We start from the raw sequence: 12,438 nt of genomic DNA, 5'->3' as shown, positions 1-12,438 counted from the left end.
ACATCCCGGCCGCCGCTGCGCTAATCTATATAATTTTAAGATGATTAGAAAGTATTATAGGAAAGATTGATAGTTGCCTCGGCTGTATTTAGTCAGCTTGGGAGCGGTTGAAGCTTACTTCCAGGTCAAGATGACGGACATAACGCTCCGGGACGTTGCCCCACTATGGCTGTGTCTGGCTGTGAGCGACTTCAGGCGGATTGTTTTTGTTCCTGTGATCGCTGGTCAGTTCATAGGCTGTGCATATGAAAAAGCCGATGGCGAGCACCGCGATCATGATCCTGTCGCCGAATTTCGAATCCACTGTCGTATCTTTCCAGAAGTTTGATGGAATTCGCCTACGCAGGAGAGCTCTGGCATTTCTTTACTATGGCTTCTGCGGCCACAACGCCAGTCTCAAATGCACCATGCGCGGTCGAGAATTTTCGCGGTGAACATGCTTCGCCGGCAAAGAAAAGGCGATCGTCGACGGATTCGGCCAGGACCTGTCGCTGGTTCGCCTCGCCCGGCTTTGCATAGGAATAGCCCCCGCCAATATTGACATCATTGCACCAACCGGACATGGCAGCGAACGAAAGTCTCTTTGGAAAGCTGCTTCCGAATAGCTTGGCGAGATCGGTCGAGGCGAAGTTTTGGGCACCTTCCGGTCCCGCCTTCTCCATGTCTTCTGCAAGCTGCCCACCGAAATAGACTTCGATGGCGGAGGAGCCGAACGGTCGGAGTTGATAGGTGACGCTTCCACCTTCGCCATGGGTTCCGAGATAGAGCCCGTCGACCGGGAGGTCCTCTGGATTGTCGACTGCGAGGAAGAGCTTGTTGACCTTTCCGAGCGGGAGGCTGGCTGCCGCTTCCGTTTTCTCGGGAAGCGCTGGAACGAATTTTATTCCCTCAGTCGCAAGTATGGTCGTCGACACCGTTACGATCACCGCGGCGGCTGTCATCATTCCTCGATTTGTTACGATCCGGATCTCGTTGCGATCCCGGTGGTCGATCGTCTGAACGACGGTGCCATATTCAATCGACAAGGGCGCAGCCGCAGCCGATATCAGCGAGCCATATCCGTTCGACGTCCGCAGATCCGGGCCGCGTCCGGGGGCATAGTGCTGGTAGTCCACGATCGAGGACTGCTTGAGGCTCGCGCCGTTCATCATGTTGGAGGACATTTCGAAACGGGACCGCCACTGTTCGCCAGGGGACACAGCTTCTGCCCAGCTGCTATCTCCTTGGCTGGCGTCATAATCGTGCAGCCGGTCGAAGAAATCGCCCAGAGCCTGCTGAGCCTTTTTCTCTGCATTCGCATCAAGGGCCAGACGACGCGTCGGATCGCTCCACGGAGCCGGTGTTTCATCGATCGCATATTCCAACTCGCGCGCCAGGGCGAACCACCTGTTGTCCCGCGAACCGTGGAACCACCCACATCCAAGGTCAACGGCCTGACCGTTGAGCGCAGGCGGCTTTACGCTCCAGGCCCGCCCGCCGGGGCGATTGGCTGCTTCGAGGATTGTCACCTTGAGATCTGGACGTCTTGATAGGAGATGCCGTGCGGCCGATATGCCCGCACCCCCTGCGCCGATGACGATTATTTGCAAGCAGTTCACTCCTTCGAGCCAGCGAATACACGAATGCTCTCGGGAAAATTTCCGGCTCGGCTGAGCGGAGGGACCGGGGCTTCAGAATCCATTCTGCCGGAAAATGGGACATTGATCCATGGTCGGAGGACCCGCCGATGCGCGCATCGCAGTCACGATATTCTCAACTGCGGTACTGATCATTGATGCCAAAGTCTTCGCCACAAGGCGAAGCCTTTGCCCATGAGTTGACTCAGGTTGCTCTCTTCCCTTCGCCGTCGAACACATGCACATACTGCGCCGGGAACGACACCGTAACCTTCGGCCCGGCGCTCAGCGCTTCGCGGTTGAGCGTGAAAATCTTGAACGGCAGCCCGTGCAGCGAAAGGTGAAGGATGATGCCGAAGCCGGTGGGCTCGATCAGCTCGACATTGGCGCTGATACCCGAGCCATCCGATGTCAACTGAACATGTTCAGGCCGGATGCCAAGGGTAACCTTCGCGCCAGCAGGCAGGTTCGGCGTCGACGCGATCGGAACCGCGGTCCCGTCCTTCAGCTTCATCACGCCTGCATCGTATGTGGCTTCAAGAAAGTTCATGCCCGGCGAACCGATAAAGCCGGCAACGAAGAGATTGGCGGGGCGGTCGTAAAGCTCGAGCGGGCTGCCGACCTGTTGAACCACCCCGCCATGCATAGCAACAATCCGGTCCGCCAGCGTCATCGCCTCGATCTGGTCGTGGGTCACATAGATCGAGGTCGCCTTCAGGTCGCCATGCAGCTTCTTGATCTCGGCGCGCATCTGTTCGCGAAGGCGAGCATCGAGGTTGGAAAGGGGTTCGTCGAAGAGGAAGGCTTTTGGCTGGCGCACGATGGCGCGTCCCATAGCGACGCGCTGGCGCTGGCCGCCGGAAAGCGCCTTGGGGCGACGCTCTAAGAGCGGATCGAGGCCGAGTTTCGACGCGGCGCCCGCGACAGCGCTCGCAATCTTTTCCTTCGCGGCCTTTCGAAGCTTGAGGCTGTAGCTCATGTTGCCGGCGACATTCATATGCGGGTAGAGCGCATAGGACTGGAACACCATGGCAATGTCGCGATCCTTCGGATGCAGCTCGTTGACACGGTTTCCGGCGATGCGGATCTCGCCGCCGGTGACATCCTCAAGGCCGGCGATCATACGCAGAAGCGTGGACTTGCCGCAGCCCGAGGGGCCAACGAGCACGATGAATTCGCCGTCCTTGATCCTGAGGTCGACATCGTGCAGCACCTGCACGTGGCCATAGGCTTTCTTGATGTTCTGGATATCGATCGATGCCATTTGACTAACCCTTGACCGCGCCGGCCGTCAGGCCCTGGACGAGATAACGCTGGATGAGCAGGAAGAAGAGGCCGGCCGGAATAAGCGCCATGACGCCAGCCGCCATCATCTGCCCGAAATCCACGGAGAATTTCGAAACGAAGGTGAGAAGCCCGACCGGAAAGGTCGCCGCCTGATTGCCGTTGATCAGCATCAGGGCGAAGAGCAACTCGCTCCACGCCGCCGTGAAGACAAAGCCGAGTGTTGCGGCAATGCCGGGCAAGGTCAGGGGCAGGATGATCTGCCGGAAGGCCGTGAACTGGGTAGCGCCGTCGATCATCGCCGCCTCTTCAAGATCCTTCGGAATGCCATCGAAAAAGGACTGCATCAGGAAGGTCGCGAAGGGAACGTTGAAGGCCGTATAGACGATGACGAGGCCGGTCAGGCTGTTCGTCAGGTGCAGCGGCGTCAGGATCTTGAAGATCGGCGCGACGAGCATGACAAGCGGAAACATCTGCGTCAGCAGCATCAGGCCCACGATCCAGTATTTGCCACGGAAATTGAAGCGCGACAGTGCATAGCCGGACAGCGATGCGCAAAGCGTGACCGCAATCGCCGTCGATGCCGAGACGATCAGGCTGTTTTCGAAAAAGGTCGGAAAGCTGCTGTGCTGCAGGACGAAGGAATAGTGCTCCCAGGTCGTGCGCGAGGGCCATAGCCGCACGCCCTCCGTATAGAGCAGGTCGTTTGGTGTGACCGAAACCTTCAGCAGCCAGAAGAGTGGGAAGAGAGCGAAGACGATGTAGCAGAGGATCGCCAGCCGATGCGCAATGGTTGGAAGAATGGATCGTTTCATGGGCTCAATCCTTGCTCAGCAGGGTTTGCCGAAGCACGATGATCAACATCGAATAGGCGAGCAGCAGGATCAGCAGCACCAGCGCGATCGCCGACGCATAGCCGAAATCCAGCCGCTTGAAGGCCTGGGTGAAGATATAGCTCGACACGATCTGGGTGCGGTCGGCCGGACCGCCGCCGGTCATGACGACGATCAGGTCGGCGAAATTGGCGATCCAGACGGTGCGCAGCAGAACGGTGATTGCAATGGTCGGCGCGAGGAACGGCAGCGTGATCGAACGGAAGCGATCGAACCAGCCTGCACCATCGATGGAGGCGGCCTCATAGAGATCGCGCGGGATCGCCTGCAGCGCGGCAAGCAGGGTGATCGCGAAGAAGGGAATACCCCACCAGACATTAGCGACGATCGGCCCCCACATTGCATATTGCGGATCCGACAGGATATTGGCGGGCTCGCTCATAAGTCCCAGACCGAAGAGCCAATGCGGGATCGGCCCGATGACCGGATTGAAGAGCCATGCCCAGGTAAGACCGGCGAGGAACGACGGTACCGCCCAGGGCAGGAACACGAGAGCCTGGACGATGCCCCTGCCGACGAAGGGCTTGTCGAGCAACAATGCGAGGATGAGACCAAAGATGAATTGCAGCAGGACGGATGCGACCGTCCACCACAGCGTGTTCTTCAACGCGCCGTAGAAGGCGGCATCCTTGGCAAGATCGCGGAAATGCTCCAGGCCCACGAAGCCGCCGGAAAATGGGTTGAGCAGCTGTATGTCGCGGAAGGCATAGGAAATACCCACCACCAGCGGCACCAGCATGACCGCGGCGATGAGGATGAGTGCCGGCGCGCTATAGAGATAGGGCTCTGAGGCGTCGGCCAGACGCTTCTGCCACGACCTGCGGTCGGGACGCATGTCGAGCGTTGCTGCAGGAGTGGTCATCGATTTGCAGTTTCCATAATCGTTTCCCAACCGAGGGTTTGGGCGGCAGGCCTTGACGGAGTGCCATACGGCCCCGTCATCGACCCTTCGGGCCACCTTCTCCCCGAGGGGAGAAGGGGAGCGGCGACGCTGCAGCAGGTCTCTTCTCCCGAGCGGGGAGAGGTGCCGGCAGGCGGATGAGGGGCCGCAATCCCGGCGGCCCCGCTATCCGGTTACTTCTTGGCCATGAACTTCTGCTGCGCCTTGGTCAGATAGTCAGCCCACTGATCGGCCAGATCCTTGGCGGAGATATCGCCAAGCATGGCCTGCTGCGAGGTCTTGATCGCCAGCGAATCCTTGAAGAAGGCGAATTCTTCGAGGTAGGTCGGCATGACTGTTGGGACCGTGTTCTTGTCGGCCAGTTCTTCGAACCAACCCTTGAACTGGTCGCCGGCGTAGAAGGGATCCTTCTCGGCGGACGTATAGGCCGGCAGCGCGCCGATCTTCTTGTTCCATTCGAGATTGCCTTCCGGGCCTTCCAGCGTCGCGATCAGTTTCCAGGACAGGTCCTTGTTCTGGCTTGTCGAGAACATCGACCAGCCGCCGTAGCCGATCGTCGGGAAGGACTTGCCGTCAGGCCCCTTCGGCAGCGGAGCGACGCCGAAATCGTCCTTGTTCATGCGCTCGGCAACGGCGATCAGCGCGTCCGGATCCTGGTCGAGGAAGGCGCAGGTGCCGGAATAGAAGCCGGCGACGACTTCATTGAAGCCCCAGTTGACGCTGTCCTTGGGCGCAAGGCCCTTCTTGTAGAGATCGACCATCCACTCGATGCCCTTTGCCCAGCCTTCGCTGTTCATGGTCGAGGTGCCGTCATCCTTGAAATATTTGTTGTCGCCGGCCATGGAGGCGGCGAAGATCATCCAGCCATTCAGACCGCCAGGGCCGCCGCGCATGCAGTAGCCGGACTTACCGGGAATCTTGGAGACGGCTTCGGAGGCCTTGACGAAGTCATCCATCGTCTTCGGCGGCTCGGACACACCGGCCTGCTGCAGGAGCTTCTTATTGTAGAACATCGCGCGCAGATAGAAGCCGTAAGGCAGCATATAGGCGGTGTTGTTGACATAACGGCCGAGTTCGAGGGCGCGCGGTGTCAGTTCCTTGGTGTGATCCCACTTGGCGAGATAGGGTTCGAGGCTTTCGAGCATGCCGTTGTTGCCATAGAGCGAAACCCAGGTGTCGGGCATTTCCATCACGTCTGGCGTATCGCCGGCCGAAACCATGGTCGCGAACTTCTGGAAGGCTTCGTTCCAGGGCAGCGAGATGATGTCGACCTTGGTGCCCGGATTGGCGGCTTCGAACTTGGAGACGATCGACTTCAGTGTCTCGGTGCGCTCGGGGCTGGTGATGACTTCGACGAGCTTGAGCGTCGTGTCGGCAAAGGCCGTTCCTGCCATCATCGTGGCGAAGAGTGCGGCGGTGATCAGTCTTTTCATGCTTCGTTCCCCCTCTTAGGTGTTTGTTTGGGTTGAAGGTTCTGGTTTTCAGGAGGCGGCGGCAATCGCCTCCTCGATATCTCTCCACAGCGCCTCGGTTCCTTCGAGACCGACATGGAGACGCACGGACCGCGCATTGATGCCAAAGGTATGCGCGGAATTCGGCTGTGCCTTCTGCTGAAGGACGACCTCGCCCGGTACGATCAGGCTTTCATGTCCACCCCAGCTCACTCCCAGTTTGAAGAGCTTGAGGTGGTCTGCGAAGGTTCGGATGTCGATGCCTTCGCGGAGGATGAAGGAAAACAGGCCCGACGTGCCGTTGAGGCCTGCCGGCAGGCGGTTGGCAAGGCCCGGATGGCAGACCTGCTCGACAATATCGAGGTTCTGCAGCCGCTTGGCGATCGTCATCGCAGCCGCCTCATGCGCCCTCATGCGCAGTGGCAGGGTGCGCAGGCCGCGGATCAGAAGCCAGGCGTCGAAGGGCGAGAGCTTGCCGCCGAGATAGGGATAGGCCTCGGATTTTACCCGCGCGATCATCTCCTTCGATCCTGCGACCACGCCGGCGACGACATCGCTGTGGCCGCCGAGATATTTGGACGCGGAATGGATGACGAGATCGACGCCAAGCGTCAGAGGCCGCTGGAAATAGGGGCTCGCCCAGCTGTTGTCGATCATCGAAACGGCGCCGTGCTGCTTGGCAATTGCGGCAAGCGCGCCGACGTCATGAGCTTCCATCACCCAACTGGTCGGGCTCTCCATATAGAAGACCTTGGCGCCGGGGAGCGCCTTGGCGACCGCCTCTTCGTCGCGGCCGTCGACATAGGTCACCTCGACCTTCATGCGCTTCAGGATCGTGCCGAACAGGCGGAAGGCGTCCGGATAGACATGCTTGACCGCTACGATGCGGTCGCCGGGCTCGACGAAACTCAACACAGCGGAAGAAATCGCCGCCATGCCGCTCGCAAAGCCAAGCGCATCTTCGCCACCTTCAAGCTTTGCCAGCATCTCTTCGAACATGCGCACGGTCGGATTGAGGCCGCGCGTATAGATCGGCCGCACTTTCTCGCCGCGATAGGAAGCGATCATGTCGTCATAATCGGAAAAGGTGAAAAGCGATGTCTGAAAAATCGGCGGCACTACGGCTTCGGCGTAGTTGCCGTCGTCATGGGCTGTAATCAGAGAAGCGAGATCGAATGGCTCAAGCCCATCAGTCATTTGGACATTTCCTTGATGTCTTCCTCGACAACGTCGAGAATTTTCAATGTCTCAGCGCGAGCCGCTTCGGGGTCCTGGGCGACAATCGCGTTGAAAAGCGTACGGTGAAACGGAAAGGACCGGCGAGCGAAGTCCTGCCGGTCGAAGGGATGGGTCCAGAAGCGCTCGAAGGTGCCGCGCATCTGCTCGAGAAGCTGCTTGAACAACGGATTATGGGTCGCGTCGTAGACAGCGAGATGGAAGGCGAGGTCTTCCGGGCCGGAGGCGCCCTTGGCAATATGGACACGCTCCATCTCGTCGAGCTTTTCCTCGATGATGGCGATATCAGCGGTCGTACGCTTCTTTGCGGCGACCATTCCGGCCTCGCATTCGATGCCGCGACGAACTTCCAGCGTCTGCAGAAGCGCATCACGGAGATGCGGTGTGTCCATCGACAGCGGCATGTGGATGGTCGCCTTGGAAACCGGTTTCAACAGATAAGTGCCGCTTCCCTTGCGGGTTTCCATGACGCCGAGGGCCTGGAAATGCGTGATGACCTCGCGGATCGTCGAGCGCCCTACCGAGAGGGCCACCATCAGTTCGCGTTCAGTCGGCAGCCGGTCGCCCGACTGGAGCTTCGATGTCTCGATGAAATTGGACAGCGCATCGATAACCTGCTGCGTCCGATCAATCGACGGAAGTGGTGTAAGCATTGCCCCTCTCTTATTGCCCCTAAATTGGTCTGACATCTGCCATCAGGTCAATCCATTTTCTTATCTGTCCGCTTTCTTTTTTTGAGTGGCCCTGCGTCGCTACGGGCTTCGTCGGGCGGGGCGGGTTGTGATGTCGGAAGCAGAGCGTGTGGGTATGCCGGTGCGCGGAGTGCAAAAGCAGGGTACGATGACGCAGGCGGCAATCTTCAAACGGAACGATGTACGAAAGTCCGCAACTGCAAGCTCGGTTGCTGTCCGCCGTGGGCACATGAATAGGAACGCCGCAGCTCGGAAAGCTCAATGGGAGACGCTGAAATGGAACAGCAAGTCGTCATGATTACTGGCGCTGGTGGTAACCTTGGAACTGCGATCGTCGAGCATCTGTCTTCCGAGGGGGGTGTGAACCTCATTTGCCTTGAGCGAAATACGGAAACTCTTGCGAATGTGGTCGCGCGCGTACCTTCCAGCGTTGAGGTCTTGGGACTCGACCGGATTGATCTCACGGACGTAGTTTCGTGTCAGGGTGCTGTCGAAAAGGCGGTCGCCCGATTTGGGCGCATAGACGCGTTGGTCAACACGGTTGGCGGGTTCTCGATGGGGCCGGTCGATCCATCTGGAATGGATCGATGGAACCACATGATGTCGATGAATGCCTTCACGGCATATGCGATAAGCGCCGCTGTCCTGACTGTCATGCAGCCACGCAAATACGGTCGGATCGTGCATGTGGCTGCTTCCCCGGGCCTGAAGGCAGGACGCCATCAGGCCGCCTACGCGGCGTCGAAGGCAGCGGTTATTCGGCTAACCGAGGCTATTGCTGCCGAAAACAGAAGCAATCGGATCACTGCGAACTGCATCCTTCCCGGAACCATCGACACTCCCCAGAATAGACAGTCCATGCCGAATGCAGACGTGAATGACTGGGTGCCTCCAACGTCGATCGCAAAGCTCATAGCATTCCTGATTTCGAAGGACTCGAGCGCGGTTACCGGTTCGGCGATCGCGGCAGGCGGCTTTTAACGGGATCTGAGTGTTGCTAGGTGCCTGGCGGCGGCCGCCACGGCGCGGGAAGAAGCTCGCGATCATTCAACCGGCAGAAGCTGAGAAGCCGATACGAACGTGTGATGGACAATGCACGTTCTTTCGTCGAGCATAGGACTCCGGCAGCTTGGCTTAAATGCCAAAGCAGTTGCTTTCCTTGGGAGATCGATATGGAAGAAGCCGCTTATCGACAGCTCTTGATGCGACATTGGAAGGCGTCGGACGAGGGCGACTTTGAAGTCGAACACGAAATCTATGATCACAAGTCGATGTTGTACTATCCTCAATCGGGAGAGCGAATTTCAGGGCGAGCCAACATTCAGGCGAGCCGTTATGCACAGCCGAACAGCAAGAGGTTCGCGGTCAGGCGCATTACCGGAAGCAGAGATCTCTGGGTGACCGAATTTCTGCTTTCCTATGATGGGAAGCCGAGCCACACTGTGAGCATAATGGAATTTCGCGACGCGCTGGTTGTCCGGGAGACGCAATACTTTGCCGATCCATTCTCGCCGTCGCCCTCTCGTTCAGCACTGGTCGAACTGGTGACCGAAGGGGACTTGGACAATTGACGCCCGTTCTCCGCGAATGACCGCCGGGACGCCGGATCAACCAGATTGGAATGCTTTCGACTGAACGGTCTTAACCTCAGGAACGCTCGCAATGCCAATTCTGACAAAAGAACTCGACACCGCAGAAGAAGTGATTGGAGAGATTCGCACCAGATCACTGTTCACGATGAGATTGGATGCCAGACCTTCCCGGATCATCGGCTCTACCCCGTCGACGTTCAGGCAAGTGCGTGTCATCGATGGCGGCCGTTTTGAGGGTGATCGACTCTCCGGAAAGGTTCTGGATGGAAGCGACGATTGGCAGACTATCCGTTCCGACGGCTGCACCTTATTGGACGCTCGTCTGACACTTGAAACCGACGACGGCGCCCTGATCTGCATGACCTATCACGGCCTGCGCCATGGCCCGCCCGAGGTCATGGCGCGGATCGAACAGGGGCTTACGGTCGATCCTGCGAGCTACTATTTCCGCATCAATCCAATGTTTGAAACCGCTTCCCAGAAATACGGCTGGCTGAACCGCATACTGGCCATTGGTGCCGGCCACCGTTTCGAAGATGGGCTGGTGTACAACGTGTTCGAACTCCTCTAGGGCGTCCCCTGCGTTGCTTTTGCTCGAGGCAGAACTGCCTGGAATCCGGGCCTTCTCCTGCTTGTCAGCAAAGATGGCCGCTGGCTGCGATTTGCCTCATTGCCGGCGGGATCGTGTCTTCCCGATCCAATTCGCCAATAAGGAGGCGAAGCCAGCTAAATCCGACCCAGAGCGCCAATTTCGCATCGATGTGATCTTGTCCGAATTCGCCGCGGCCGGCGGCCGCAAGAAGCATTTCGCGAACGTCAGCCGTCCGGTCGGGCAGGAATTTTTCTCTCAAGGCGTGGAGTGCTTCCGGCGTGCCCTGGGCCTCCGCAATCAGTCCGCGCAGTGCAGTTCCCGCGGGATGTGACGCCCAGAAGCGCCACAGGCTCGTCGTATAGCCGGTCAGATCGTCGACCAGATTGCCCGTGTCGGGAACCGAGACGAAGGCAGACCGCTCAGCAGTGTAGATTGCGATAAACAGATCCGCCTTGGTGGGGTACCATCTGTAAATGGTGGTCTTGCCTGAGCCGGCTCGGCGGGCGACTTCCTCGACTGAAAAGCCGACATATCCCTTTTCCCAAATGAGTTCCTTCGCAGCGGCTAGGACTGCGGTCTCCGCTTCAGGATTTCTGCGTGCGCCAATGGACGTACGCCTTTTCGCTGGCGCCGATTGTGATTTGCTGACCATTGAGAAGGCGTAGCTCAAATCGATGCTTCCAATCAATCGCGATCAAGCGTTGGAGACCGGCCCTTCCTGCTTTTCGACTTTTGGCCTACTTTTCGACTCTTGGAATGAAGCCGGGCACGCCAGTGCTCACCACGCCGTTGAATCGCACGTTCGTACTGATCTCGTTTCGAATCCGCCGCATCGCCTCCTCAGGCAATGCAGAAATATCAAAATTCTCTTGAATGCGGCTTGGCGTAACGGATGTCGTCAAGAACGCGGTGCCGCGCTGTACGGCCCATGCCAACGCGACCTGGGCCGGCGTCTTGTGAACGCTTTCGGCTATGGAGGTAATCACCGGATCTTCCAGGACCCTTGGCTCCATTGCGTGCCCCAAGGCCGCAAAGGCAAGCAGAACGATCCCTTGCTGGTGACAGTACTCAAGAAGCTCCCATTCGGGGAGATACGGGTGGGATTCCACCTGAATCACCGCTGGCTTTATGCGAGCTTCAGAGACGATTTCTTTCAACGTATCCAAAGAGACATCCGAGAGGCCGATGGCGCCGCAACGACCCTCGTCGACGAGCTGCTCGAGGGCTCGCCAGGTATCGATCAACCTGACGCCATTGTCATAAATTACGTTGCCTTCGACATCCCGGGGATCCTGATTGTCTCCAGGCTGAAACGCGAATGGGGTGTGGATCAAATAGGCGTCGATGAAATCCACCTGCAGGCGTCGGCGACTTGCCTCGAACGCAGCCTTGACGCGCTCGGGACGATGATTGGTGTTCCAAAGCTTGGTTGTTATGAACACGTCCTCACGACGAACCGTCCCGTCGGAGAACGCCTCCCGGAAGGCGTCGCCGATCACCTCTTCATTGCGATATCGTTCCGCGCAATCGAAGTGTCGGAATCCTGCGGCCAACGCAGCCTTGACGGCCTGCTTGGTTGCCACCGGGTCCGGAATGAGCGTGCCGAATCCGACGGCCGGCATCGAGCCGGTGCCGTGCACCAGCGGAATTTTCTTCAAACGAAGCGTGTCAGGGGATTCCACGGATAGTCTCCTTTAGTCAGGATAAGAGAAAACAACGAGCCTGATGCCGTCGACAAATGGACTGGCCCAGCGTTGATTTTCCAGGCCACTTCCTGTTCTAGGCGCGCTGATCGGTCGGGCCTATTGCACCTTGGTGTCGACCTTGGATCGCGGTGCGACCGATTGTTTGATCGGGTGGTGGCCAGAGCAAATGTCATGTCAAAGCTCCTTGTCGAGGTAGACGAGGAATTCGCGGATGGCCTGCTCGTTGCGTTGGTAGAGAACCCATTGCCCGATACGTCGCGAAGTAAGCAGGCCGGCCTTCAGCAACTCGCCAAGATGACTTGAGATAGTCGATTGAGATAGACCCAAACGCTCGAATTCACCCGCACACACGCCCATGTTCAATGGATGCTGTTGCGAAGAAAAATAGCGTTCCGGGTTCTTAAGGCGCGCCAGGATTTCAAGCCTCGTAGGGTTGGCCAGGGCCTTGAGGATCAGGTTCTTTTCCATCTGCGCT

At 58.3% G+C, this 12,438-nt stretch carries 14 protein-coding genes; 3 read left to right on the top strand and 11 right to left on the bottom strand.

Going from position 1 to position 12,438, the window contains the following annotated elements; translation table 11 throughout:
- Positions 1-163: 163 nt before the first annotated feature.
- The 8 genes from EV561_RS37220 to EV561_RS17285 form a co-directional block, all read right to left on the bottom strand.
- Positions 164-304, bottom strand: a complete 141-nt coding sequence (locus EV561_RS37220) for a hypothetical protein (RefSeq protein WP_165927834.1) — start codon at positions 302-304, stop codon at positions 164-166.
- A gap of 34 nt (positions 305-338) precedes the next feature.
- Positions 339-1,589 carry an NAD(P)/FAD-dependent oxidoreductase gene (locus tag EV561_RS17315; RefSeq protein WP_245512706.1) on the bottom strand — a complete coding sequence of 417 codons (1,251 nt, stop codon included), beginning with the start codon at positions 1,587-1,589 and terminating at the stop codon, positions 339-341.
- 232 nt (positions 1,590-1,821) lie between these two features.
- Complete coding sequence (gene ugpC, locus EV561_RS17310) at positions 1,822-2,880, bottom strand: sn-glycerol-3-phosphate ABC transporter ATP-binding protein UgpC (protein WP_132523534.1); 1,059 nt, start codon at positions 2,878-2,880, stop codon at positions 1,822-1,824.
- A 4-nt stretch (positions 2,881-2,884) separates the two neighbouring features.
- Positions 2,885-3,715: a carbohydrate ABC transporter permease gene (locus EV561_RS17305; RefSeq protein WP_132523533.1), complete on the bottom strand. Its 831-nt coding sequence runs from the start codon at positions 3,713-3,715 to the stop codon at positions 2,885-2,887.
- 4 nt (positions 3,716-3,719) lie between these two features.
- Positions 3,720-4,655 carry a sugar ABC transporter permease gene (locus EV561_RS17300; RefSeq protein ID WP_132523532.1) on the bottom strand — a complete coding sequence of 312 codons (936 nt, stop codon included), beginning with the start codon at positions 4,653-4,655 and terminating at the stop codon, positions 3,720-3,722.
- 212 nt (positions 4,656-4,867) lie between these two features.
- Positions 4,868-6,127 (bottom strand): sugar ABC transporter substrate-binding protein, encoded by a 1,260-nt coding sequence (locus EV561_RS17295; RefSeq protein ID WP_132523531.1) that lies wholly within the window; start codon positions 6,125-6,127, stop codon positions 4,868-4,870.
- 48 nt (positions 6,128-6,175) lie between these two features.
- Positions 6,176-7,342, bottom strand: a complete 1,167-nt coding sequence (locus tag EV561_RS17290) for a PLP-dependent transferase (protein WP_132523530.1) — start codon at positions 7,340-7,342, stop codon at positions 6,176-6,178.
- Positions 7,339-8,034, bottom strand: coding sequence for a FadR/GntR family transcriptional regulator (locus tag EV561_RS17285; protein ID WP_132523529.1), 696 nt, complete (start codon positions 8,032-8,034; stop codon positions 7,339-7,341). The genes EV561_RS17290 and EV561_RS17285 overlap by 4 nt, the downstream gene beginning before the upstream one ends.
- Positions 8,035-8,349: 315 nt before the next feature.
- Between EV561_RS17285 and EV561_RS17280 the strand changes: the two genes are divergently transcribed.
- The 3 genes from EV561_RS17280 to EV561_RS17270 all read left to right on the top strand — a co-directional run bounded on the left by EV561_RS17280 (position 8,350) and on the right by EV561_RS17270 (position 10,236).
- Positions 8,350-9,054: an SDR family NAD(P)-dependent oxidoreductase gene (locus tag EV561_RS17280; protein WP_245512705.1), complete on the top strand. Its 705-nt coding sequence runs from the start codon at positions 8,350-8,352 to the stop codon at positions 9,052-9,054.
- A 191-nt stretch (positions 9,055-9,245) separates the two neighbouring features.
- Entirely contained in the window at positions 9,246-9,644 is a 399-nt protein-coding gene (locus EV561_RS17275) for a nuclear transport factor 2 family protein (protein ID WP_132523528.1), read from the top strand.
- Positions 9,645-9,735: 91 nt separating this feature from the next.
- Positions 9,736-10,236 (top strand): DUF3237 domain-containing protein, encoded by a 501-nt coding sequence (locus tag EV561_RS17270; RefSeq protein ID WP_207910552.1) that lies wholly within the window; start codon positions 9,736-9,738, stop codon positions 10,234-10,236.
- Positions 10,237-10,300: 64 nt separating this feature from the next.
- Here EV561_RS17270 and EV561_RS17265 read toward each other — a convergent pair whose 3' ends face one another.
- From EV561_RS17265 to EV561_RS17255, 3 genes are all read right to left on the bottom strand, one after another.
- Positions 10,301-10,927 (bottom strand): TetR/AcrR family transcriptional regulator, encoded by a 627-nt coding sequence (locus EV561_RS17265; RefSeq protein ID WP_245512704.1) that lies wholly within the window; start codon positions 10,925-10,927, stop codon positions 10,301-10,303.
- 67 nt (positions 10,928-10,994) lie between these two features.
- Entirely contained in the window at positions 10,995-11,939 is a 945-nt protein-coding gene (locus EV561_RS17260; RefSeq protein WP_207910551.1) for an aldo/keto reductase, read from the bottom strand.
- A 198-nt stretch (positions 11,940-12,137) separates the two neighbouring features.
- Positions 12,138-12,431, bottom strand: a complete 294-nt coding sequence (locus EV561_RS17255; protein WP_132523527.1) for a metalloregulator ArsR/SmtB family transcription factor — start codon at positions 12,429-12,431, stop codon at positions 12,138-12,140.
- Positions 12,432-12,438: the final 7 nt, after the last annotated feature.

Origin of the sequence: Rhizobium sp. BK376 (genome assembly GCF_004341625.1) — a bacterium.
In the GTDB taxonomy this organism is placed as follows: domain Bacteria; phylum Pseudomonadota; class Alphaproteobacteria; order Rhizobiales; family Rhizobiaceae; genus Rhizobium.
Note: the sequence above shows the minus strand (reverse complement) of the source record. Positions and strands in the feature narration are given on the sequence as shown.

Excerpts from the sequence above, each read along its gene's own strand:
- EV561_RS17290 (WP_132523530.1), bottom strand. The coding sequence starts at position 7,342 with ATGACTGATGGGCTTGAGCCATTCGATCTCGCTTCTCTGATTACAGCC.
- EV561_RS17295 (WP_132523531.1), bottom strand. The coding sequence starts at position 6,127 with ATGAAAAGACTGATCACCGCCGCACTCTTCGCCACGATGATGGCAGGA.
- EV561_RS17255 (WP_132523527.1), bottom strand. The coding sequence starts at position 12,431 with ATGGAAAAGAACCTGATCCTCAAGGCCCTGGCCAACCCTACGAGGCTT.
- EV561_RS17285 (WP_132523529.1), bottom strand. The coding sequence starts at position 8,034 with ATGCTTACACCACTTCCGTCGATTGATCGGACGCAGCAGGTTATCGAT.
- ugpC (WP_132523534.1), bottom strand. The coding sequence starts at position 2,880 with ATGGCATCGATCGATATCCAGAACATCAAGAAAGCCTATGGCCACGTG.
- EV561_RS17300 (WP_132523532.1), bottom strand. The coding sequence starts at position 4,655 with ATGACCACTCCTGCAGCAACGCTCGACATGCGTCCCGACCGCAGGTCG.
- EV561_RS17270 (WP_207910552.1), top strand. The coding sequence starts at position 9,736 with ATGCCAATTCTGACAAAAGAACTCGACACCGCAGAAGAAGTGATTGGA.
- EV561_RS17280 (WP_245512705.1), top strand. The coding sequence starts at position 8,350 with ATGGAACAGCAAGTCGTCATGATTACTGGCGCTGGTGGTAACCTTGGA.
- EV561_RS17275 (WP_132523528.1), top strand. The coding sequence starts at position 9,246 with ATGGAAGAAGCCGCTTATCGACAGCTCTTGATGCGACATTGGAAGGCG.
- EV561_RS17305 (WP_132523533.1), bottom strand. The coding sequence starts at position 3,715 with ATGAAACGATCCATTCTTCCAACCATTGCGCATCGGCTGGCGATCCTC.